The sequence below is a fragment of the Xanthobacter sp. NM-25 genome (assembly GCF_022138605.1).
Taxonomy (GTDB): domain Bacteria; phylum Pseudomonadota; class Alphaproteobacteria; order Rhizobiales; family Xanthobacteraceae; genus Xanthobacter.
The window spans coordinates 148335-170430 of the sequence record NZ_JACBFS010000003.1; the positions used below are offsets into that span (position 1 = coordinate 148335).

Consider the following 22096-nt stretch of genomic DNA (forward strand, 5'->3'; position numbering starts at 1 on the left):
GCTCATTATCCCACTGGATCGCCGAACGCTACGGCGTGTCACGATATTCCGTCAACATATGCCGTGAGCGATATTTTGTGCAGAGGCGCGTCGGCTTGCATTGAAAGTAGCTAACTATTTGAAAAATAATAAATTTATACGCATAATTTTACGGCATAACGGGTCCATGAATGGCCGGTTATGAAGTGTCGGAAATATTCGACATATATTTTTCTGGTTGAGTCTCTGTGTGTCGCCGCTCCTTTGGTTGCATGAGGCTGATACGTCGGACGTTGCCGACGGCATTGATAGGGCCAGGTTTCGATGATGATAGGGATATGGACAGAGAGAATGGGGAGACAGGCGCCGGAAATGTCGGAAAATATGGACGATTGTCCTGCCGCGCCATGCTTCTGGCGTGCGCCGGAGGTGCGGCGCAGAACGCGCAGCCCCTGGGTCCGGTTGGCCTCTGCAGGGGGCGGGCCTGGTTCTGCCGCTGGTGAGGGAAGGCGGTGGAGCGGGCGGCGCCGCCTGTTGGCGTGGGTCTCAGGACGCGCGCGTCGGGGCGCGCGGCCGGAGGCTTCCGGCGCGGCGCGCGATCATTCAGATGGCGGGTCTTGTGGGCGGCGCCGGCTGGGAGACGCAGGGCGCGGGCCTCGGCTCTCCGTCCCGTCATCGCCATGAACCGGTGGGGGCGGTGAGAGCGCTGCCGGGGTGCGCGGTGAAGCGGGCGCGAAGGGCTCTCCGCCGGTCGGGCCTGGCCCATCATGGGGCGGGACCGGCCGGCGGATGCTCAGGTGAGCGCGGCCATCACATGGCTCAGGAAGACATCGGGCGCCGTCTGCGAGAGGGCGTGGCCGCCCCAGGGCACCAGCGCCAGCTCGGCGCCGGGGATGGCTTGGGCCATTTCCCGGGAGAGGTGGGGCGGGGTCAGCGTGTCGTCGCTGGCGCACAGCACCAGGGTGCGCGCGCGCACCTTGGGTAACCAGGCGCGGCGATCGAAGTTCAGCAGCATGTCCACCCGCCCCGCCATGGTTTCGGAAGGTGGGCTCGATGCGATCATGCCCCCCACCAGCGCCTCCAGCCGGGCGGCGTCGGCGGCGATCCAGTCGGGCGGGTAGAGGAACAGCGGCGTCGCCCGGTGATAGGCGGCGGTGCCTGCGCCCAGCAGCAGCTCCTTGCGCACCTTGAAGCACTGGTCGAAATAGGGGTCGGGGCCCGCCCAGCCGGCGTAGAGCACCAGCCCGTCGAGCCGCTCCGGCGCCTCCGCACCCAGGATCTGCCCCACCGCGGCGCCGGTGGAATGGCCCACCAGATGGGCCTTGGGAATGGCGAGATGATCCATCAGTGCCACCACGTCCGCCGCCAGCGCCTCCACCGTGTGGGAGCTGCGGCGGCTCACCGTGTCGCCGGTGCCCATATGGTCGTGGGTGACGACGGTGAAGTGGGGCGTGAGCCGATCGCGGACGCTGGCCCAATAATGGCGCGAGCCGCCAAGGCCGGTGACCAGCAGCAGCGGCGGGCCGGCGCCCGCCACCTCATAGACGAGGGTGCCGTCGGGGCGTGGGAGGGTGTCCATTCCGCCCTCACGCCGCCTGCCGGGCCGCGCCCGAAAGGGCGGTGGCCACCGCATCCGCCGGTGCCGTCCAGCCGAGGAAGTTCTCCACGTTGAACACGCTTGCCTCATAGATGTGGGCGGGGCCGGCCTGCAGGGTGGCGTCGGGCACCATCAGGGCGAAGAATTCGCGGTGGTAGGCATCGCGCAACGTGGATTCCACGCACACGTTGGTGTTCACCCCCACCAGCAACAAAGTGGTGATGCCACGGGCCCGCAGCAATTGCTCCAGATGGGTGCCGGCAAAGCCGCTGTAGCGCGCCTTCGGCACCACCGCTTCCCCCGGCCTGGGGGTGAGCTCGGCGACGATCTCATGATCCCAGGTGCCATGGGTGATGAGCTTGCCCCGCTCCTGCGGATGGGCGCGCATGTATTTGAGGGCGTTGGACTTGTACCACACCGGCGCGGTCGGCCCGCCGGCCTCGGTCTGCTCCGGCGAGAAGCCGTTCTGCAGGTGGGCGATGAACAGGCCGGCGGCGCGCGCGGCCTCCAGCACCCGGGCGGCTGCGGCGATCACCGGGGCGCTGGTGGAGACATCGAAGCCCACCCGGTCGAGATAGCCGCCCTTGGAAAGGTACGCGTTCTGCATGTCCACCACCACCAAGGCCGTGGTGGCGGGGTGGATGGCGATGGGCTCCGGCCGGGCGGGAATGACGAGATCGGCGCCGGCGGCGGTGGGAATGGGGGTCATCCAATCAATCTCCGTAACGCTTCAGGGCGAGGGCCTCGGCCAGCACCACCAGGGCATAGAGGGCGAGGCCGATGACGCACAGAAGCACGATGGCGGCGAAGATGAGAGCCATCTCCGCCTGGGAGGCGGCAAACAGGATCATGTAGCCGAGGCCGGCTTGGGCGGTGATGAACTCGCCCACGATGACGCCGATCATCGCAAAGGTGATGGCGATTTTCAGCCCGGAGAAGATGTGCGGCACCGCGGCGGGGAAACGCACCTCAGTATAGACCTTCCACGGCCGTGCCCCCACCGCCTTGCAGAGCCGGAGCAGGTCGCGGTCGACGCTGGTGAGGCCGGTCAGGGTCGCCACCACCACCGGGAAGAAGGAGATGAACACCGAGAAGGTGATGCGCGACGAGCTGCCGATGCCGAGCCAGACGATGAACAAGGGCGCCAAAGCGATCTTGGGGATGAGCTGGAAGAAGACGATGTTGGGGTAGAGCGCCTCCCGCGCCAGCCGCGAGGCGCTCACCAGCACCGCGAGCGCGATGCCGAGCACGGTGGAGATGGCAAAGCCGGCGATGGTCTCCAGGGTGGTGGGCACCGCCTGCTGCAGCAGGAAGGGCAGGGTTTCCCATAGCCGCACCGCCACCGCCGAAGGGGCCGGCAGCAGCACGTCTGGAATGTTGCGCACCCGCACCAGGGCTTCCCAGGCGGCGATCACCAGGGCGGCGGTGACGAGGGGCAGAACGATGGGGCGGGCATGGGCGCGAACGCCCGCCAGCACCCGCGAGAGGGCTTCCGGCGGCTTGCCGGCCCGGGGCGGGTCGTGGCTATCTGTGGTCATGTGGGTGGCCGTCATGAGCGTCAGCGTTCCGGGCGGCTCAATGCATCGCCGGTGTGGTGCGATGGATCGAGGCCTTGAGGTGGAGATAGAGGTCGTTGAACTCCGGTTCGGCTTCCACCGCCGGCGTGCGCGGCCGCGGAAAGGGCACCCGGATGTCCTCGATGATGGTGGAGGGGCGCCGGCCCATCACCAAGATCCGGTCCGAGAGGAAGATGGCCTCGCGGATGGAGTGGGTGATGAAGATGGCGGTCTTGCGCGTGGTGTCCCAGATGCGGGCGAGCGCCAAGCCCATCTCGTCGCGGGTGATGGCGTCGAGGGCGGAAAAGGGCTCGTCCATCAACAGGATGCGCGGGTCGGTCACCAGCGCGCGGGCGAGTGCTACCCGCTGGCGCATGCCACCGGAGAGCTCGCGCGGCCGCTTGTCGCGGAACTGCCAGAGATCCACCATGCGCAGCAGGTGCTCGGCCCGGGCGAGGTCGTCCGCCTCCACCGGGCGGCGCATGCTCACCGGCACCAGCACGTTGTCGAGCACGCTGCGCCAGGGCATCAAAGTGGGATCCTGGAACATCATGCCGGCGGAGATCTGCGGCCCGGCCACCGGCAGGCCGTCGAGGGTGAGGGCGCCGGAGGTGGCGGGCTCGAGGCCCGCCACCATCAGCATGAGTGTGCTCTTGCCGCAGCCCGAGGGGCCGAGGATGGAGACGAAATCGCCGCGGGCGATCTCGAAACTGGCCTCGGCCACCGCCTCCACCGCCCCGGAGGGGGTGGAATAGACCTTGCGCACGCCGCGCGCGGTGATGGCCTGGAACGGCGCTTCGTCGGTGATCATCCGAGGATCGCCGCGTATTCGGCCACGTTCTTCTTCACCGTCGCCCATTGGGCGGGGGTGAGCTTGCCCACGTCGCTCACGAACTCATTGGTGAACAGGGTGGCGGGATCGGGCCGCTTGGCATCCTTCGGGGCGCCGAACTCCATCACCATGTCCACCATGCCGGCGGCCTTGGTGAGGTCGGTGTAGCCGATGGCGTGCTGCTCGGCCTCGGGGGAGATCACCGTGTAGTGCATGAGGCCCTGGGAGATGGTGGCGTTCTCCTTGCCGCCCTTGGCGATGCCCACCTCGGGCACTTCCTTCAGGAAGATGTCGACGCCGGCTTCCGGGTCCTTCAGGGCAAACACCAGGCCCTCCACCAGGGCATCGGTGACCGCCTTGCACAGGCCCTTGTCCGTGGCCAGGGTCTCGGCGCGGGTCACCACCTGGCCGGCATAGAGCGAAACGTCGTCCTTGCTCCAGAGCATGAAGCGGCAGGGCTGCTTCAGCGCCATCATCACCGGCACCGAGGAAGTGGCGATGGCGGTGATGGCGTCCACCTGATTGTTGATGAGGCTCTGTTCCAGCACCCGGTTGTCCATCTGCACCATGGTGATGGACGAGGTGTCGATGCCGGCCTTGCGGGCGAAGGCGGGCCAATAGGGCGCCTCGGCGGAGGTGGGCACGATGCCGATCTTCTTGCCGGCCAAGTCCTTGGGGGTCTTGATGGGGCTGTCGGCCTTGAGGGCGATGCCCATGGTGGCGTCGTAGCCGAGCGTGCCCATGGCCACCAACGGCAGGCCGCGGGCGGCCCCCAGGATCACGCCGCCGGCGAATACGAAGCCGAAATCGAATTCGCCGGCGCCCACCGCCTGGGCGGCCGCCACCGAGCCGAAGCCGCGGGAGATGGAGACATCAAGCCCGCGCTGGCGGAAGAAGCCCTGATGCTTGGCCACATAGGTGAAGAGCGTGGAGCCGTTGGCGAGCCAGGGCAGGGTGAGCTTGAGCGCGCGGGTCTGGGCCAGCGCCGGGGTGGGAAAGCGAAAGCCCGCCGCGGCACCCAGGGCGAGGGCGGAGCCCGCCTTCAGCAGGGTGCGACGGGAGGGATTGCGGGGCGGTGTCGTGTCGTTCGGCATAGCTGTGTGGGCCCTATCTCTGGAAGCGATTTATGGGTTTATGCAGAAAACACTTACTTTAGGCGCCGCTCTCCTAGCCAGATTCGTGCCAGCAGGAGAGGGGCGCGTTCGCGGGGGAATGGGGGGCTCAGGCCACCTCGAAGATGGCGTCCACCTCCACGCTGGCGCCGGCCGGCAACGTGGAGACGCCGACGGCGGTGCGGGCATGGCGCCCGGCCTCGCCAAATAAAGCGTACATGAGGTCGGAGGCGCCGTTCACCACCCGCGGCACGTCGGGATAGCCCGGCGTCGCGAACACGAAGCCGCCCATGCGATGACACGCCACCACCCGGTCGAGATCGCCCTCGAGAGCCAGGGAAAGAGACGCCAACAGGTTGAGCGCACACAATTGTGCGGCCTTCTGGGCGGTCGCGAGGTCATGCACCGCGCCCACCGGGCCGGCATAGCGGACCTCGCCGTTCCATTCGCAGATCTGGCCGGCGAGATAGACGAGGCTGCCGGCCCGCGAATAAGGCTTGAACGCCCCGCGCGGGGGCGGGACCGGCGGCAGTTCCAGGCCGAGCGCGGCCAGGCGGGAGGCGACGCTGCCGCTCATGATCCCGCTCCCGAACACCGTCGCCAGGGGCCGCTCTGGGTGCGCGTTGTACGCATATATTGCTTACTTAATGGGCGGGTTTGGATCTGGTTCTGCATATTTTTGGCCGTGTTAGTGCTTTGAAATACCGCGAGATTGAAGGTGTCACTGGCTTTGATCTGTTTCCTCTCGCCATTTCAGAAATGGTGCCTAAACACCGTTATGCATCATCTGCGGGCGGGGTTGGCGGATTTTGTCTATGGGATGGGCACGCGCAGTGCTGTGCGCATCCCTTTGGCGGGCTCAGTGTTCCGCCAGCAGGGTGCCGCGTCCGAGAATTTTATCGGTAATTCCGCACCGTCGCAGAGCGAGCCAATAGGTGGCTGCGTTGATGGCGATGACCGGCAGGCCGAGCCAGCGCTCCGCCTCGTCGGCGATGTCGGTAACGGCGAGGTCGGTGCCGGCCTGGACGATGGCGTCCACCCCCGATGCGGCCAGGGTTTTCAGGCCGTCGCGGATGTCGTCGGCGGTGGCGTGGGCGATCTGCACCTCGCTCGGCCGCTTCAGGCTGTGCACCAGCGCCACCTCATAGCCGTGATCGGCAAAATAGCGTGCCACATGGGCGTCGCCCACCGGCTGATAGGGCGTGAGAATGCCGATGCGACGCACCTTCGGGAAGCGCTGGAGGCCGGCGACGCAGGCCTCCGAACCCATGGTGACGCCAACGCCGGCGCGCTGTTCCAGGCGCGCGTGCAGGGCATCACCCCCCGCCTTGCCGCCCCAGAAGGTGGGAATGGACATGCCCATGAGCAGGTGTCCCGGCTTGGCCGTCATCACCCGGTCCACGGCGCCGAACAGGTCTGGCCCAATGGCTTCCACCATGGCCTCGAACTCGGTGTCGTTGCTGAGCGGAAGATCAGGAATATGGATGCGCCCCACATGGTTGGTGACACCTAAGGGGCGCATGGCGTCGGTTTCGGGCTGCACGGATGTGTTGGTGGAGGGAATGATGATGCCCATCTTCAGCCGGTAGCCGAGGCGGTCGGTCATGGGAGCTCCTGAAAGTCCGGTTCGAGGGTGACGTGGGGGGCTGGCAAAGCCCTTGCAGGGAAGCGGTGCGTGCTTCGCAGCACGCTGGACTTAGCAAGTTGGATGCCGGTTTCCGGCAGCCCCCCTCTCAAGTCGGATGTCATGCCCCAAGCGTCTCTGTTTTCCGCGCCGCCGCCCGTGTCGCCAGAAGGTGCGCCGCGCCTCGTGGCCCATCGCACCCGCCACCGCATCGCGCCGTTCCGCTTCCTGCGCGCGGAGAGTTTCGAGGCCGCCGACATCCTGCTGCGGGCGAACCCCGGCGCCGTGCCCATGGCCGGCGGGCTCGATGTGGTGAACCGCATGAAGGAGGGCGTGACGCCGCCGGCGGTGGTGTGGCTCGGTGCCATTCCCGGGGCGGACGCCATCACCCACGAGGGCGACGATCTGGTGATCGGTGCCGCCTGCCGCCATGACCAGCTGGCGACCAGCCCCCTGGTGCAGGCCCTGCTGCCGGATCTCGCCGCCGTGTGGGGCCGCATCGCTTCCAGCCGCATCCGCGCCCAGGGCGCGGTGGTGGGCAATGTGATGGCCGATGTGCCGGCCTATGAGGGCCCGGCGCTGCTCGCCGCCCTCGGCGCGCAATTGACCGTGCTGGCGAATGGCCGCTCCGAGACCCTCGCGCTGGCGGACCGACAGGAGGAGGCGACGGCGCCGGTGCTGGTCACCGCCCTGCGGGTGCCGCTGGCCGCGCCCAGCGGGGTGCGCCGGCTGGTCTACGACCGCAGCCTGCGGCCGGCACTGGCGGTGGCCCTCAGCCTCGATGTGGCGGACGGGCAGGTGCTGGCGGCGCGCGCCGTGCTTGGCGCCGGCCATGCGCGGCCGGTGGTGCGGGCGGTGCCGGCAACGGGCCGCACCCTCGGGGAGATGGCGGCGCAGGCGCCCGACCTTGCCGCGCAGGCTTTCGCCGATCTGCCGGATTTCACCACGCCCTGGGCGGGCCGGACGGCGTATCGCCGCCGCGTTGCCCCGCAGCTTTTGTCCCGGCTCCTGAAGGAGGCCGCCCGATGATTGACACCGCCTTCACCCTCGATGGCGCGGCCATCGCCGTGGATGCCGCCGCCGCCCCCATCCTTGCCGATGCTTTGTCCGGCCCGTGCGGGTGCAGCGGCGTGCGCGTCGCCTGCGATCATGGAGCCTGCGGGGCCTGCATGGTGTTGGTGGATGGGGTGCCCGCCACCTCCTGCAGCACCCTCACCGCCACGGTCGCGGGGCGTGCCGTCACCACCGTCGCCGGCCTGCGCCCGGCCCAGGGGCCGCCCAGCGCCGTGCAGCGGGCGTTCGTGGAGGGCGCGGCGTTCCAATGCGGCATGTGCACACCGGGCATGGTGCTGCTGGCGGAGGCGCTGCTCGATCGCAACCCCGCACCCGAGCGGGCCGAGGTGCGGGCCTGGATGGGTGCCAATGTCTGCCGCTGCACCGGCTATCGCGCCATCGAGGATGCGGTGTTGCGCGCCGCCGCTTTGCGGAGCGGCGAGGAGGAGGCCCCGCCCCGGTCCTGGCGGCCGGAAGAGGCGGCGAAGGTGACGGGCACCGCCTTCTTCACCACCGATGTCACCGTGCCGGGGCTTTTGGAAGCCAAGATCCTGCGCAGCCCCCACGCTCACGCCCGCATCCGCGCCATCCACACGGCGGCGGCCGCGCGCCTGCCGGGGGTGGTGGCGGTGGTGACGGGGGCGGATCTCGCCGATCTCGCCGAACCCTGCTACGGCCTGTGGGTGAAGGACCAGCCGGTCATCGCCCAGGACAAGGTGCGCCATGTGGGCGATCCGGTGGCGGCGGTGGCGGCGCGGGATGCGGCCACCGCGCTTGCCGCTTTGGCGCTGATCGAGGTGGAGTATGAGCCGCTGCCGGCGGTTGCCACCGTGGAGGAGGCCCTGGCGCCCGGCGCGCCGCTGCTGTTCGAGGCGCCGAGCGCCGGCCGCCTCGGCCCCCATGGGGCGGGCGTCACCAGCCTCAAGGAGCCGGAACCCAACGTGCTCTATGAGTTCCGCCATCGCATGGGCGATGTGGATGCGGTGTTCGCCACCGCCGACCATGTGTTCTGCGACAGTTTCGATTTCTCGCGCATGAGCCACGCCTGCCTTGAATCCATCGTCACCATCGCCCGGCCCATGGGGGAGGGATTTGAGCTGTGGTCGTCCAATCAGGATCCCTTCTTCCTGCGCCAGGACCTCAGCGACATCTTCGGCCTGCCCGAGCATCTCATCCGCATCCACACGCTGCATCTGGGCTCCGCCTTCGGGCTGAAGAGCTATTGCAAGCTGGAGCCGCTCACCGTGCTGCTGGCGCGCAAGGCCGGGCGGCCGGTGCGGCTGGCCCTCACCATGGACGAGGGCTTCCTCACCCTCTCCCAGCACGCCGCGCGGCTGCAATTGCAGACGGCGGTGGCCGCCGACGGGCGGCTGCTGGCCCGCCGTTCCCTCATCCATCTCGATGCGGGCGCCTATGCGGACGGCAGCGCTCTGGTGGCGGACAAGGTGGGCTACCGCGTGGGCGGGCCCTATCTCTGGGAGGCCCTCGACAATCGGGCGCTGGCGGTGCGCACCAACACCGTGCCGGCCGGCTCCTATCGCGGCTTCGGCGGCACCCAGGCGGCGTTCGCCTCCGAAAGCCAATTGGACATGATCGCCCGCCGCCTGGGGCTTGATCCGGTGGCCCTGCGCCTGCGCAACCTGCTGCCGCCGGGGGTGCCCTACCGCCCGGGAGACAGCGCCATCGACAGCGACCTGCATGCGGGGCTGGAGGCGGTGGCGGCGCGCATCGGCTGGGGCCGGCGGGAGCCGCCGCGCGCGCCGCATCTCGCCCGCGGCAAGGGCATCGCCATCGGCTTCAAGGATGCCGGCGGCCAGGGTCGCTTCGCGCAGGCGCAGGTGAAGGTGGTGGGCGATGGCCGGGCCATCATCAGCTGCGCCACCGTGGACATGGGGCAGGGGGCGAGCGAGGCCTTCCGGCGGATCGTCGCCGAGGTGCTCAAGATGAGCCCCGCCAACGTCTCCCGTGCCGAGGTGGATACCGACCAGACCGCCTTCGACCAGGGCACGCACGCGTCGTCGGCCACGGCGGTCACCGGCGAGGCGGTGCGGCGGGCGGCGGAAGCGGTGCGCGGGCGCATCCTCGCCTTTGCCGCCGGGCAGCTCGATGTGCCGGCCGACGCCCTCGACTACCGGGATGGCGCGGTGCGCCACGGCAATGAGAGCGTGCCGCTGAAGGATCTGGTGCGCGGCTATTATGGCGGCCTCGGCGCCGAGTTCACCGGGCAGGGGGAGATCAAGATCGAAACCTGCAAGGAAGCGGCATTGTTCGCCCAGATCGTGTATTGGATGCCCAATTGGGTCGGGGTCGAGGTGGAGGTGGATATGGAGACGGGCAAGGTCGCCCTGCTCCATCTGGTGAGCGCCGCCGATGCGGGGCGGGCGCTGGTGCCGGAGGCGGTGCGTGGCCAGATCGAGGGGGCATCCATGCAGGCGGTGGGGCAGACGCTGTTCGAACAATTGGTGTTCGACGGCACCGAATTGCTCACCGACACGCCCCAGCGCTATCGCATGCCGTTGTCCACCGATCTGCCGGAGCGCTTCGAGAGCGTGATTTTCGAGCAGGGCATGGGCCGGGGCCCGTTCGGCGCCAAGGGGGTGGGCGAGGCGGGCATCCTCGGCGTCTCCAGCGCCATCGCCAATGCCATCGAGGATGCGGTGGGCGTGCGCCTCACCGCATTGCCCTTCACCCCGGACAAGGTGCTGGCGGCGCTCGACGCGAAGGCGCTGGATGAAGCCGGCAGCGGGCCGGTGGCCGTATGAGCGCGCCCGCCCTCGCCAAGGCGCCCCGCACGCGCCGCAAGCTCGCGCCCGCCAAGGTGGCATCGGCGCAGCCGGTCGCGGAGACCGCGGAACTGCCGCTGCAGGTGGCGCTCGAAGCACCGGTGAAGCCGGTGCGTCGCGGTCGCAAGGCGGTCGATCCGCTGCCCGAGGTTTTGCCGGAAGACGACACGGCGCCGGCTTCGGCCGCCGGTGCCCGTCGCCGGCGGCCGCGCGATGCGGCGGCCACCGCCGATCGGATCCTCCAGGCGGCCATCGCCGAGTTTGCCGACAACGGCTTCAACGGCGCGCGCATGGATGCCATCGCCCGCCGGGCTGATGCCAACATGCGCATGCTGTATCATTATTTCGGCAGCAAGAATGCGCTCTATCTGGCGGTGCTGGAAACGGTGTTCGGTGACATCCGCACCCAGGAGCAGCGACTCAATCTGAGTGATCTTGCTCCGCTGCCGGCGATGATGAAGCTGTTCGACTTCACCTTTGCCCATTTTGCCGCCAACCCGCTGTTCATCCGCATCCTCGCCAGCGAGAATCTGCTGGGCGGCAAGCATCTGAAGAAATCGAAGCGGGTCTCCATCCTTTCTTCGCCGCTCATGGTCGCCATGCGCGAGGTGCTGGCGCGTGGCGTCGCCGAGGGGGTGTTCCGCGCCAGCATTGATCCGCTGCAGCTCTATGTGACCATGGTGGCGCTGAGCTATTTCCACATCTCCAACGCCCCCACTTTGTCCCACCTGTTCAGCGCCAATCTCACCAGCGCCCGCTGGCGGGCGGAGCGGCGGGCTCATGCCCGCGAGATGGTGCTGGCCTATCTGCTGCACCATCCCGAGGCTGCCCAGATACCCTGATCCCAGACGACGACGCCCCCGTCCGGGCAGGCCGGACGGGGGCGCGTGTCGGGGCAGACGGGAAGAGGCGGTCATCCCATCGGTCCCGGTCTTCGACCGGTCCCAACTGGTTTGCTCGCGGACTTTTCGCGTCAGACGGCGGGGGATTGGCCGAGCTTGGCGATGGTGTCGCGCAGGATGGCTTCCACCTGGGCGCGCTCGGCGCCTTCCAGCGGCAGGCGCGGGGCCCGCACCCACTCGGGCGCGCCATAGACCAGGTGCTCGGCAAACTTGATGTATTGCACCAGCTTCACATGGGTATCGAGGTGGAAGGCCGGGGTCATCAGCCGGTAGAGCGGGCGGGCCTCCTCGAAGCGGCCGGCGCGGCACAGTTCGAACAGGCGCACGCATTCCGCCGGCCAGGCATTGGTCATGCCGGAGACCCAGCCGGTGACGCCGAGGGCGGCGCTTTCCACGATCAGGTCATCGACGCCGCAGAACACCGCGAAGCGCTCGCCGCAGGCATTGTAGATGTCGGTGACACGGCGGATGTCGCCGCTCTCTTCCTTGATGCAGACGATCTGCGGGGTGTCCGCCAACTGCTCCAGAATGTCCGGCGTGCAGTCCACGCCATAGGCGATGGGGTTGTTGTAGATCATGATCGGCAGCCCGGACGCGGCCGCCAGATCCTTGTACCAGCGCACGGTTTCCCGCTTGTCGCTCTTGTAGGCGATGGAGGGGAAGGCCATGAGCCCTTCGGCGCCCAGCTTCTCATAGGCCCGCGCCGCCTCGGCGGCGGCGACCGCCGACACTTCGGCCAAGCCGCTCAGCATGGGGACGCGGCCGGCCACCGCTTCCTTGGCGGCGGTGAGCACCTGGGCCCGCTCAGCCATGGTGAGGGAGGCGTTCTCGCCCAGCATGGGCAGCAGGATGACGCCAGACACCCCATTGGTGATGAGCCGATCAAGGCTCGCCTGAAGGGCCGGCAGATCGAGCGCGCCGTCCGCCTTCAGCTTGGTGGTCACCGCGGGAAACACGCCACGCCAAGGGGTGGAACCGGGTGTCGCGGGGCTCGTCATGGGGGATCTCTGCCTCAGCTAAAATTGAATACAATATTCCATCTAGCAGTGCGACCAGATGCGAGCAAGTCGCGAAAATGCGCAAAATTCGAGCGTGTTTGGGTGAAATTCTGGGCTTGTCAGCCGCAAAAAGCGATGTCTTGAATATCGTATTCAATTTTGGAGCAGCCAGTGGCCAAGCTGGGTAGGCAGTCCCTGACCGATCAGATCGTGAGCGAGGTGCGCCAGCGCATCATCACCGGCCAGTTGCCGGAGGGCACGCCCCTGCGCCAGGAGAAGCTCGCCGCCGAGCTGGGGGTCTCCCGCGTGCCGCTGCGCGAAGCCATCCGCCAGCTGGAGGCGGAAGGGCTGGTGGTCACCGAGCTGCACAAGGGCACGGTGGTGTCATCCCTGTCCCTGGCCGAGCTGACCGAGATGTTCGAGATCCGCGTGCAGCTGGAAACCTGGCTGTTCGCCCTCGCCATTCCCCGGATGGGCGAGGCCGATTTCGCTCTGGCCGACGCGGTGATCGCCGAAAGCGCGGCCAGCGACGTCAACAGCTGGGGCGATTTCAACTGGCGCTTCCATTCCGCGCTCTACGCCCCTTCGGGACGCACCATCGCCCTGAAGATGCTGAAGGGCGTGCACGACAATGCCAACCGCTACGTGAACCTGCAGCTCGCCGTGGTGGCGGATGTGGAGCACGAGCTGGTGGACCACCGCAATCTCGTGGCCTTCGCCCGCCTCGGCGATGTGGAAGGCGGCGTGAAGCTGCTGCGCAAGCATATCGAGACGGTGGCGGACAACCTGGTCCGGTCCCTCGGCGATGGCCGCAAGGACCAAGAGGACGGCCAGGAAGACGTCGCCTGACACGGTCCGCCCAACCCCTGCGTGCCCGGGAGAGCGAAGGTGAAAGCCCTGTTTCGCATCGTTGATGGCCTGAACCTCGTGCTGCGCCACGCGGTGGGCGCCATGCTCGGCATCATGGTGCTGGTGGTGGCGCTGCAGATCGTGGTGCGGTTCGTGCTGCCCAAGCTCGGCCTCGTGGTCTCCGCCGCCTGGACCGAGGAACTGGCCCGCTATCTCATGGTGTGGAGCATCTTCCTCGGCTCCGCGGTGGCCACCCGCGCCGGCGCCCTCATCGCCATGGACAGCCTGCCCGACGCGCTGCCCGAGGCCGCCGCCCACTTGGTGCGCACCCTGGCGCTGCTCATCACCATCGCCTTCTATGGCGTGCTGTTCTGGCTGGGCCTGAAATGGATGGAGTTCGGCCTGGCCGAAAGCTCCACCGTCATGGCCTTGCCCATGGCCTGGGTCTACGCGGCGCTGCCGGTGGGCGCGGCCCTCTCCATCCTCAACCTCGTCGTGCTCCTCATCGAGCGCCGCCATGCCCGCCGGCGGCGGCATGAGGGGCTCGACGTGGAAGCCTCCGCCTCCATCGTCTGACCGGAACGTCCCATGGCCCTGCTCTTTGGCTGCATGATCCTGACCCTCGCTTTGTCGGTGCCGATCTTCGCAGTCATGGGGCTGTCGGCGGTGGTGGCCTTGACCGAGCGCGGCATCAACCTCATCGCCGTGCCGCAGAACGTGTTCGAATCCCTGGATTCCTTCGCGCTGCTGGCGATCCCCTTCTATGTGCTCGCCGGCAACATCATGAAGGTGGGCGGCATCTCCGCCCGGCTCATCGGCCTCGCCAGCGCGCTGCTGGGCTGGGTGCGCGGCGGAGTGGGGGCGGCGGCCATCCTCACCTGCATGTTCTTTTCCACCATCTCCGGCTCGTCTTCCGCCACCACGGCGGCGGTGGGCTCCACCATGGTGCCGGCCATGGTGAAGGCGGGCTATCCCCGCCGTTTCGCCGCCGCCACCATCGCGGTGGGCGGGGAATTGGGCGCCATCATCCCGCCCTCGCTGCCCATGGTCATCTATGGCCTTGTCGCCAATGTCTCCATCGGCGGCCTGTTCATCGCCGGCATCCTGCCGGGCCTGTTCGTGGGCCTCTCGCTCATCGTCACCATCGCCATCGTGGCGAAGCTCAATGATTTCGACCGCACCAAGCCGGTGTCGTTTTCCGCCTGGGCTGGCAACGTGTGGCGCACCGGCAAGGAATCCCTGCTGGCGCTGCTGATGCCGGTGATCATCCTGGGCGGCATCTATTCCGGCGCGTTCACGGCCACCGAGGCCTCGGTGGTGGCGGTGGTGTACGGCTTCATCGTCGGCTATTTCGTCTATCGCGAGCTGCGGCTGTCCGACATCGTCACCATCCTCAACGACAGCGCGGTCATGACCGGCATGGTGATGATGATCGTCGCCTTCGCCGCGCTGTTCGGCTACGCCATGACCATCAACCGCATCCCCCATGCCTTCGCCCAGCTGGTGGCGCAGGTGGCGGATGGGCCGATCATGTTCCTGCTGCTGGTGAACGTGCTGCTGTTCGTGGTGGGCACCTTCATGGAAGCGCTGGCCACCATCCTCATCCTGGGGCCCATCCTCGCCCCCATCGCCGTCAAATACGGCATCGATCCGGTGCATTTCGGCCTGGTGATGATCGTCAACATCGCCATCGGCATGGTGACGCCGCCGGTGGCCGTAAATCTCAACATCGCATCCGAGATTTCCGGCGTGCCCATGTCGCAGCTGACGCGGCCGGTGCTGGTGTTCCTGGCGGTGCTCATCTTCGACGTGCTGGTGATCAGCTACGTGCCCGCCCTCTCCTTGGCGCTGCTGTGAGCCGCCGATCCCTTTCCCCGCAACGACAACAAGCCCCGACCAGAGAAGGACCCCTCATGCTGCGCACCACACGACACCTTGCCTCCGCCGCCGTGCTGCTGGCGGCCGGCCTCGCCGGCGCGCCGGCGCTGGCCGAGACCATCGAGCTCAACGCCGGCCATGTGCTCACCACCGCCAGCCACTATCACGCGGCGGCGGCCAAGCTCGCCGAACTGGTGGAAAAGAAGTCCAACGGCACCATCAAGATCAACGTCTTCCCGGCGGCCCAGCTGGGCGGCGAGGTCAAGATGATTCAGGCGGTGCGTACCGGCACCCAGGATATCGTCGTCACCGGCGAGGCGCCCCTCGAGAACACGGTGAAGGACTATACGGTCTTCTCCTTCCCCTATCTGTTCTCCTCCGTCGACGAAGCCAACAAGACCCTGCAGGGCCCGGTGGGTAAGGAGATGCTGGAGCTGCTGCCGAAGTACGGCATGGTCGGCCTCGGCTTCATCTCTGCGCTGGAGCGCGACACCTTCACCAACGGCCGCGTCATCAAGACCGCTGCCGACATGAAGGGGCTGAAGATCCGCGTCATCCCCGGCCCCGGCTATGTCACCGCCTATAAGGCGCTGGGCGCCCAGCCCACGCCCATGGCCTATACCGAGCTCTACATGGCGCTGCAGAACGGCGCGGTGGATGCGGCGGAGAACTCGCCGGACCTGTTCCTGCAGGATCGCTTCATCGAGGTGTCGAAGACCTTCTCGCTCACCAAGATCATGTATATGCCGGCGCTGATCATCATCTCCAAGTCGAAGTTCGACAGCTTCACGCCGGAGCAGCAGAAGATCTTCCGCGAGGCGGCGGCCGAAGCGGTGGACTATGCCATCGCCCATTACAAGAAGGACTATGCCGAGGCGCTGGCCACCATGAAGGCCGGCGGCAAGGTGGAAGTGATCGAGCCCGATCTCGCCTCTTTCCGCGCCACCGCGCCGGAGGTCTACGAGGCGCTGCTGAAGGAGTTCCCGCAGGCCAAGCCCTGGCTGGACAAGATCAAGGCTCAGTGAGACCGGGCCTTCTGATGTGCGCGATGCCCGGCCCTGTGCCGGGCATCGTCGTTTCGCGAGGGTTCACGCCTTGCGGAGACGTGGGCGCCGGCATCGCCGGCGAGCCGCACGCTGTCCCATACGCCCAGCAGCGCCACCGCCGCCACGATGAGGAAGGCGATGCGGAACGGGGTGGCCGGATCGGCGCCGGGGGAGAGCGCATCCCCCAGCCGCCAGGCGATGGCGCCCAGCGCGATGCCGAGGCCCATGGCCAGCTGGAAGGCGGTGGAGAACAGGGTGTTGGCGCTCGCCATGCCCGCCTTCGGCACATCGGCGAAGGCGAGGGTGTTGAGGGCGGTGAACTGCATGGAGCGCGACATGCCACCCACGAACAGCACCGTGCAGGTGATCCACAGGGGCAGGCCGGCGGTGAAGGCGGCGCAGGCGCCGATCGCCGCGGCATTGAGCACGCCGTTGACCACCAGCACCGGGCGGAAGCCGAACCGGCGCAGCACGCCGGTAGTGCCGGCCTTCATCACCAGATTGCCGGCGAACACCGCCATCAGCATCATGCCCGCCTCGAAGGCACTGGCGCCGAAGCCGAGCTGGAACATCAAGGGCAGCAGGAACGGCACCGCGCTGACCCCCATACGGAACAATGAGCCGCCCCAGATGGCCACCGCGAAGGTGGGCGCCTTCAGCGCCTGAAGGCTGAGCATGGGATGGGCGGCGCGATTGAGGTGGCGCACGCCGAAGCCGAGCAGCACCAGGCCGATGGCAAGGGCCGCCACCGCATCGCGCCAGCTCACGTCCGGTCGGGCCAGGATCTCGGTGCAGGCCATCAGGCCGAACAGGCCGCCCCCCATGAGCAGGAAGCCGGGCCAGTCGAAGCTGCGGGCGCTGGACGTCTCGCTCGGCGGCAGCACGCGCAGGGCGGCGACAAGGGCGATGAGGCCGAGCGGCAGGTTGAGGTAGAAGATCCATCGCCAGTCCGCATGATCGACGATGAAGCCGCCCAGCGGCGGGCCCAGCACCGGGGCGATGAGGGCCGGCCAGGTGAGGGTGGCGATGGCGGCGATGAGCCGTTCCTTGGGGGTGACGTTCAGCACCACCAGCCGCCCCACCGGCACCATCAGCGCGCCGCCGATGCCCTGCAGCACCCGCGTCGCCACGAACTGGGGCAGGCTCGTCGACAAGGCGCACAGCAGCGAGGCAAGGGTGAACAAGGCGATGGCGAAGATGAACACCCGCCGCGCCCCGAACCGCTCCGCCACCCAGCCGGACACCGGGATGAACACGCCCAGGGTGAGCATGTAGGCGGAGACGCCGGAATTGAGATCCACCGGCGCCACTGCGAAGCTCTGCGCCATGGTGGGCAGGGCCGGGGTGATCACCGTGGCGTCGAGATTCTCCATGAAGAAGGTGCCGGCCACCAGCAAAGCGGTGGCGGTGCGACGATCGGCAAGGCCACTCATGGCCGTGGCTCCGCCGGCAGGTCTGCGCCCGGCCTAGCACCGGTGGAAGGCCGGAGACAGGAAGCGTGGTCGCTCATACGCTTTCACCCTCAGATCAGGCGCCGGGCGGCGCGCGCGATGGCGGGGAGAAGCGTCCGGAGGGACCGGGTCACGACGCACCGCCAGCCGGGCGCGGGCGCGGCTGGGAGTGCGTTGGATCACGTGAACGCTTACGGCGATGGCGCGAAGCCACCCACCCCGCCCCTATAGGCCATCGCGCGCGCGAAGCCAATGGGCGGGCGCTGGCGTTCAGCGCAGGGGTTCACCGCATGGCGAACAGCTCCTGGTGGAAGTGCTGTTCGGCGGGGAAGCCATGGGCGGCGAAGTCGGCCTTCAGGGCAGTGCCAAAGCCGGCCGGACCGCAGAACCAGATGCTGGCCTCGCGCCACTCGGGGACTTCGGTGCGGATCCGCTCACCGGTGAGCCGGCCGTCGCGCCCGCTCACCAGCACGTGCAGGCGCACATCGGCGCAGCGGGCATCCTCGGCCAGCTTTTCCAGCGCCCCCTCATCCACATCGCTGGTGGCATGGAACAGGTGGATGTTCTGGCCTGCTGGCCAATCGGGCTGCCCGGCATTCAGCGCCATGTGCTTCATGCGCGCGATGAAGGGGGTGATGCCGATGCCGCCGCCGATCCAGATCTGGCAGGGGCGCTCATCATCGAAGGTGAAGCAGCCATAGGGCCCCTCGATGCGCACCTCCTGGCCCACGGCCAGCGCCCGCGGCAGCCGGCGGGTGTGATCGCCGAGCGCCTTGGTGATGAAGGTGATGGCCGGTTCCTTCGGGTTCCAGCTGGAGGCGATGGTGTAGGGATGCGGCCCCTCGGACCGGTCGGACATGGCGAAGGCGAACTGGCCGGGCCGGTGTCCGGGCCAGCCCTGCGGCACGCAGATCACCGTTTCCAAGGTGTCGACGCCGGGGTAGCGGGTGAGCGCGGTGATGCGGCCGAGCACTTGCCGCCCCGCCCCCACGCGGCGCAGCAGCACCACCACGGCGGAGATGGTGCCGCCGGCCATCAGCGCCGCCATCGCCCAGCCGATGGGGCTCGCCCAATAGGGGAAGGAGACCAGCACCACCGCGTGGAACACCAGCACCAGATAGGCGAGGGCGAGCAGCCGGTGGGTCTTGTAGAACAGGCGATAGGGAAAGGCGTGAATGAGGGCCAGGAGGATGAGCACGACGGCGGCGTAGAAAGCCCATTCGCCGATGCCCTCGGCGGTGCCGCGCAGGCTGTTGAGAAACGCCTGGATGGGATCGGTGATGACCGGCCGGGGGTCGCGCTCCGGCCGCACCAGCAGCCCGGCGCCCACCGCCCATTTCGGACCCTGCGACCATAGCCAGTGGACCACCGCGACCACCAGCGCCGTGATGCCCAGCCATTTGTGCAGGCGATACATTTTGTCGAGCCCGCCGAACCAGCGTTCGGGCCAGCGCGGGCGCAGCGCCAGCATCATGGCGAGGCTCATGGCGCCCATGGCGAGAAGGCCGGTGTACTGCACCGCCAGGGTGCGGACGGGGAACAGGCCGGAGACCGCGCTTAGGCCCGGCTCGGCTAGCACCCAGAGCAGCGACAGGAGAAGAAGCAGGCCCCACAGGGCGATCTTGATATTGCGCATGGTGGCGTGTCGGTCGGTTCCGGCTGGGGCGCGGCGCGCCGTGGCTGCTGTGGATGGGCATGATGGCGGGCGCCGGCAGCCATGTCCTTGCGTCCGCTCAACGGGGGGTCACTTCAGGGAAGGGGCGCGGCACCGGCGCCGCCCACGCCGGTGCCGGCTGGTCACAGCCGCAGCAGCCCGGGGCCGGCGTCGCCGCGCGCCATGCCGGGATGTCCCCCGTTGCGATGGCCGTCGCGGTGGGCCTGATGGCGGCCGTAGTCATGGTCACCGTGGCGGTGATCGCGGTGGGCCGCCTTGGGGCCCTGGTGCGCGCGAGGGCCATGGTGCCCGGCGGCGTGCGGGGCGCCCTTGTGCCGGGGCGCGGTCGCATGCCCGGGCGCGCGGTGGTGGTCACCGGCGTGCGGCGCCCGATGCTCCATCTGGTGACGCTCCGCGCGGGGCGGGGCATCGCCGGGGGCGGCGGAGGCGGCGCCGGCCACCGACACGACGGTGGCGGAGGCGAGAAGCGCGAGGACCTTGAGGGTGAGGGGGCGCATGGGCGGCTCCTGTTCGTTGTGGACGGCCCGACCATGGGGCCCGCACCTGACAGGGAGCTGAACCGCCGGCATTCCGCCGTTCATCTGGCTGTCAGCTTGTCGCCGGCGGGGGGAAGTGCACGGTGGCCTGGAACCCGTCGGCGTGGCCCGGCGCCGGGGAGGCGAGCTCCAGCCGGAGGCCGGCGCCGCGGCAGATGGCGGCGGCGATGGCCAGCCCCAGCCCCGAGCCCTCGGCGCTGGTGGCGCCGCGCTCGAACGGGCGCAGCAGCTGCGCCAGCCGGTCCGCCGGCACCGGCGGGCCGCCATTGGTCACCTCCAGCCGGTCAGCGGCGAGCCGCACGCGCACGGTGTCCTCCGCCGGCCCGTGCTTCAGCGCGTTCTCGATCAGGTTGCGGGCGAGAATGGCGAAGGCATCGGGATCAAGGTCGGAGACCACATCGGCGGCGATGTCGAGGCTGAGATCCTCCGCGCTGGAGGGCACGCCGCGCTCACCCATGGGATCGAGATCGGCGATCACCAGCCGCAGCACGGGTGCGAGCGGGGCCGGATGCGGCGCCAGCAGGCTGCCCCCCTCGGCCTTGGCCAATTGCAGCAGTTTCTCCGACAGGCGCGACAGGCGCCGCAGGGCGCCGGCGATGGTGCGGGCCCGGTGTCGCACCGCGTCCTGGGCCGGCCCCTCCGGCACCTCGGCCATGAGGCGCTGGGTCTGCGCCAAAGCGGCGGCGATGGGGGTGCGCAGCTCATGGGCGCTGTTGGCGGTGAAGGCCCGCTCCGCGTCCAGCGCGCCGCGCAGGCGCTCCAGGAGCGCGTTCACCGCCGCCGCCACCGGCGCGATCTCATCGGGCAGGCCGCCGCCCGCCACCGGGGTGAGATTGCCCCTGTCGCGGGCTTCGATGGCCTCGCGGAACGCCACCACCGGCTTCACCGCGCGCCGGATGAGCAGCCAGACCGCCACCAGGGCGATGGGCACCAGCGCCACCAGGGGCCAGATCAGGGCCATCACCGCATTGCGCACCGCGTGCTTGCGGTCGGCCATGCGTTCGGCGGTGGTGACCACGATGGTGCCTTGCACCGCCGCTTCCGTATAGGTGCGCAGGTGACGGGTGAAGGCGAAGCCGGGGGGCAGGTCACGCGGGATGTTCATGAGGTCGGCGTCGGAGGAGGCCAGCAGCTCGCGCCCCTCGGCGTCGCGCACAACGTAGGAGATATGCTCCTGACGGGAGCTGACGGGCGCCAGATGCTGGGTGGTGGTGCCGTCTTCCCGTGCCAGCAGCTCCGCATAAGCCAGCGGCAGCACCCGCTGCGCCACCTCCTGCAGGGCGCTGTCGAACACCTCGTCGATCTCCCGCCGCAGCACATCACCGGCCACGATGGCCGCCGCCAGCCACAGGGCGCTGACCGTGACCGCCAGGGACAGCGACAGCCGCCGGCGCAGGCTCCAGCCGCCCCGGGGCCTGTCGGCGCCGGAGGGGCTCACGCGCCGGCTTCCGGCGCGCCGAGGCGGTAGCCCATGCCGCGCACGGTCTCGATCACGTCGGCCCCCAGCTTCTTGCGCAGCCGGGCGATATAGACCTCGATGGTGTTGCTCTCCACTTCGGAATCGAAGGAATAGAGCCACTCTTCCAGCTGCGGCTTGGACATGAGCTGGTTGGGGCGCTGGACGAAGGCCTCGAACAACGACCATTCGCGCGCCGTGAGCGCCACCGGCTTGCCCGCCCGGCGCACCGCCCGGGCCGCCAAGTCGATCTCCAGCGGGCCGATGGTGATGAGCGGGTTGGGATTGCCGGCATAGCGCCGGCCCACGGCGCGGATGCGGGCCGACAGCTCGAACAGGTCGAACGGCTTCACCAGATAATCGTCCGCGCCGGCATCGAGGGCGGCGATGCGGTCGGAGATCTGGTCGCGGGCGGTCAGCACGATCACCGGGGTGGCATCGCCACGCTGGCGCAGGCGCTTCAGGAAATCGAGGCCGCGCCCGTCCGGCAGCATGAGGTCCAGCAAAATGAGGTCAAAGGCGGCGGCGGGAACGGCGGCGTCGGCGGCATCGAGCCGCTGCACCCAGTCGGCGCCGTGGCCGTCAGCGGCGATCTGGTCGCGCACCGCCATGCCCAGGACCGGATCGTCCTCCACCAGAAGAATGCGCATGTTGCCTCTCATGCCGGCCGCCGCGCGGGCCGCGCCTTATGCCCTTGAACGCCACCGCCGTGCGCAACTTAGAGGGCGGCCGATGCACATGGAAGCCGCGGCCTTTTTCGTGCCGACAG

General features: G+C 68.6%; 20 protein-coding genes. 7 read left to right on the plus strand and 13 right to left on the minus strand.

The annotated features are described in order from the left end of the window. Positions 1 to 772: 772 nt before the first annotated feature. The 7 genes from MEU52_RS09520 to MEU52_RS09550 form a co-directional block, all read right to left on the minus strand. The gene (locus MEU52_RS09520; protein ID WP_238121046.1) at positions 773 to 1558 is read right to left on the minus strand and encodes an alpha/beta fold hydrolase; all 786 of its coding nucleotides are present in this window, start codon (positions 1556 to 1558) and stop codon (positions 773 to 775) included. 7 nt (positions 1559 to 1565) lie between these two features. After that, the gene (locus tag MEU52_RS09525; protein WP_238121047.1) at positions 1566 to 2285 is read right to left on the minus strand and encodes a cysteine hydrolase; all 720 of its coding nucleotides are present in this window, start codon (positions 2283 to 2285) and stop codon (positions 1566 to 1568) included. 4 nt (positions 2286 to 2289) lie between these two features. Beyond that, positions 2290 to 3114: an ABC transporter permease gene (locus MEU52_RS09530; RefSeq protein ID WP_238121048.1), complete on the minus strand. Its 825-nt coding sequence runs from the start codon at positions 3112 to 3114 to the stop codon at positions 2290 to 2292. A 37-nt stretch (positions 3115 to 3151) separates the two neighbouring features. Beyond that, complete coding sequence (locus MEU52_RS09535) at positions 3152 to 3943, minus strand: ABC transporter ATP-binding protein (RefSeq protein ID WP_238121049.1); 792 nt, start codon at positions 3941 to 3943, stop codon at positions 3152 to 3154. Then, complete coding sequence (locus MEU52_RS09540; protein ID WP_238121050.1) at positions 3940 to 5058, minus strand: ABC transporter substrate-binding protein; 1119 nt, start codon at positions 5056 to 5058, stop codon at positions 3940 to 3942. The genes MEU52_RS09535 and MEU52_RS09540 overlap by 4 nt, the downstream gene beginning before the upstream one ends. A 127-nt stretch (positions 5059 to 5185) precedes the next feature. Further along, on the minus strand, positions 5186 to 5653 hold the full coding sequence (locus MEU52_RS09545; protein ID WP_238121051.1) for a RidA family protein: 468 nt from the start codon (positions 5651 to 5653) through the stop codon (positions 5186 to 5188). Between the two features lie 282 nt (positions 5654 to 5935). Next, positions 5936 to 6682 (minus strand): maleate cis-trans isomerase family protein, encoded by a 747-nt coding sequence (locus tag MEU52_RS09550; protein WP_238121052.1) that lies wholly within the window; start codon positions 6680 to 6682, stop codon positions 5936 to 5938. 141 nt (positions 6683 to 6823) lie between these two features. On the opposite strand from MEU52_RS09550, the gene MEU52_RS09555 reads away from it, so the two are divergent. Genes MEU52_RS09555 through MEU52_RS09565 form a run of 3 tightly spaced genes read left to right on the plus strand, consistent with a single transcriptional unit; the run spans position 6824 to position 11378 of the window. Next, positions 6824 to 7729, plus strand: coding sequence for an FAD binding domain-containing protein (locus MEU52_RS09555; protein ID WP_238121053.1), 906 nt, complete (start codon positions 6824 to 6826; stop codon positions 7727 to 7729). Then, a complete protein-coding gene (locus MEU52_RS09560; RefSeq protein WP_238121054.1) occupies positions 7726 to 10515 on the plus strand; it encodes a molybdopterin-dependent oxidoreductase in 2790 nt (929 codons plus the stop codon). Before MEU52_RS09555 ends, MEU52_RS09560 begins: the two co-directional genes overlap by 4 nt. Continuing rightward, a complete protein-coding gene (locus MEU52_RS09565; RefSeq protein ID WP_238121055.1) occupies positions 10512 to 11378 on the plus strand; it encodes a TetR/AcrR family transcriptional regulator in 867 nt (288 codons plus the stop codon). Before MEU52_RS09560 ends, MEU52_RS09565 begins: the two co-directional genes overlap by 4 nt. 131 nt (positions 11379 to 11509) lie before the next feature. Here MEU52_RS09565 and MEU52_RS09570 read toward each other — a convergent pair whose 3' ends face one another. After that, positions 11510 to 12436, minus strand: coding sequence for a dihydrodipicolinate synthase family protein (locus tag MEU52_RS09570; RefSeq protein ID WP_238121056.1), 927 nt, complete (start codon positions 12434 to 12436; stop codon positions 11510 to 11512). 171 nt (positions 12437 to 12607) lie between these two features. Here MEU52_RS09570 and MEU52_RS09575 point away from each other — a divergent pair, with 171 nt between their 5' ends. From MEU52_RS09575 to MEU52_RS09590, 4 genes are read left to right on the plus strand one after another with little or no spacing between them, the layout of a single operon-like run. Continuing rightward, a complete protein-coding gene (locus tag MEU52_RS09575) occupies positions 12608 to 13285 on the plus strand; it encodes a GntR family transcriptional regulator (protein WP_238121057.1) in 678 nt (225 codons plus the stop codon). A 39-nt stretch (positions 13286 to 13324) separates the two neighbouring features. Next, positions 13325 to 13861 (plus strand): TRAP transporter small permease, encoded by a 537-nt coding sequence (locus MEU52_RS09580; protein WP_238121058.1) that lies wholly within the window; start codon positions 13325 to 13327, stop codon positions 13859 to 13861. Positions 13862 to 13873: 12 nt separating this feature from the next. After that, positions 13874 to 15142: a TRAP transporter large permease gene (locus tag MEU52_RS09585; protein ID WP_238121059.1), complete on the plus strand. Its 1269-nt coding sequence runs from the start codon at positions 13874 to 13876 to the stop codon at positions 15140 to 15142. Positions 15143 to 15198: 56 nt separating this feature from the next. Continuing rightward, a complete protein-coding gene (locus tag MEU52_RS09590; RefSeq protein ID WP_238121060.1) occupies positions 15199 to 16188 on the plus strand; it encodes a TRAP transporter substrate-binding protein in 990 nt (329 codons plus the stop codon). Here MEU52_RS09590 and MEU52_RS09595 read toward each other — a convergent pair. The 5 genes from MEU52_RS09595 to MEU52_RS09615 form a co-directional block, all read right to left on the minus strand. After that, positions 16182 to 17642, minus strand: coding sequence for an MFS transporter (locus MEU52_RS09595; protein ID WP_238121061.1), 1461 nt, complete (start codon positions 17640 to 17642; stop codon positions 16182 to 16184). The genes MEU52_RS09590 and MEU52_RS09595 overlap by 7 nt on opposite strands. A gap of 301 nt (positions 17643 to 17943) precedes the next feature. Continuing rightward, a complete protein-coding gene (locus MEU52_RS09600) occupies positions 17944 to 19296 on the minus strand; it encodes a ferredoxin reductase family protein (protein ID WP_238121062.1) in 1353 nt (450 codons plus the stop codon). A gap of 161 nt (positions 19297 to 19457) precedes the next feature. Continuing rightward, positions 19458 to 19832: a hypothetical protein gene (locus MEU52_RS09605; RefSeq protein WP_238121063.1), complete on the minus strand. Its 375-nt coding sequence runs from the start codon at positions 19830 to 19832 to the stop codon at positions 19458 to 19460. A 91-nt stretch (positions 19833 to 19923) separates the two neighbouring features. Further along, positions 19924 to 21309 (minus strand): sensor histidine kinase, encoded by a 1386-nt coding sequence (locus MEU52_RS09610; protein WP_238121064.1) that lies wholly within the window; start codon positions 21307 to 21309, stop codon positions 19924 to 19926. Continuing rightward, entirely contained in the window at positions 21306 to 21977 is a 672-nt protein-coding gene (locus tag MEU52_RS09615) for a response regulator transcription factor (RefSeq protein WP_238121065.1), read from the minus strand. The genes MEU52_RS09610 and MEU52_RS09615 overlap by 4 nt, the downstream gene beginning before the upstream one ends. Positions 21978 to 22096 lie beyond the last annotated feature (119 nt).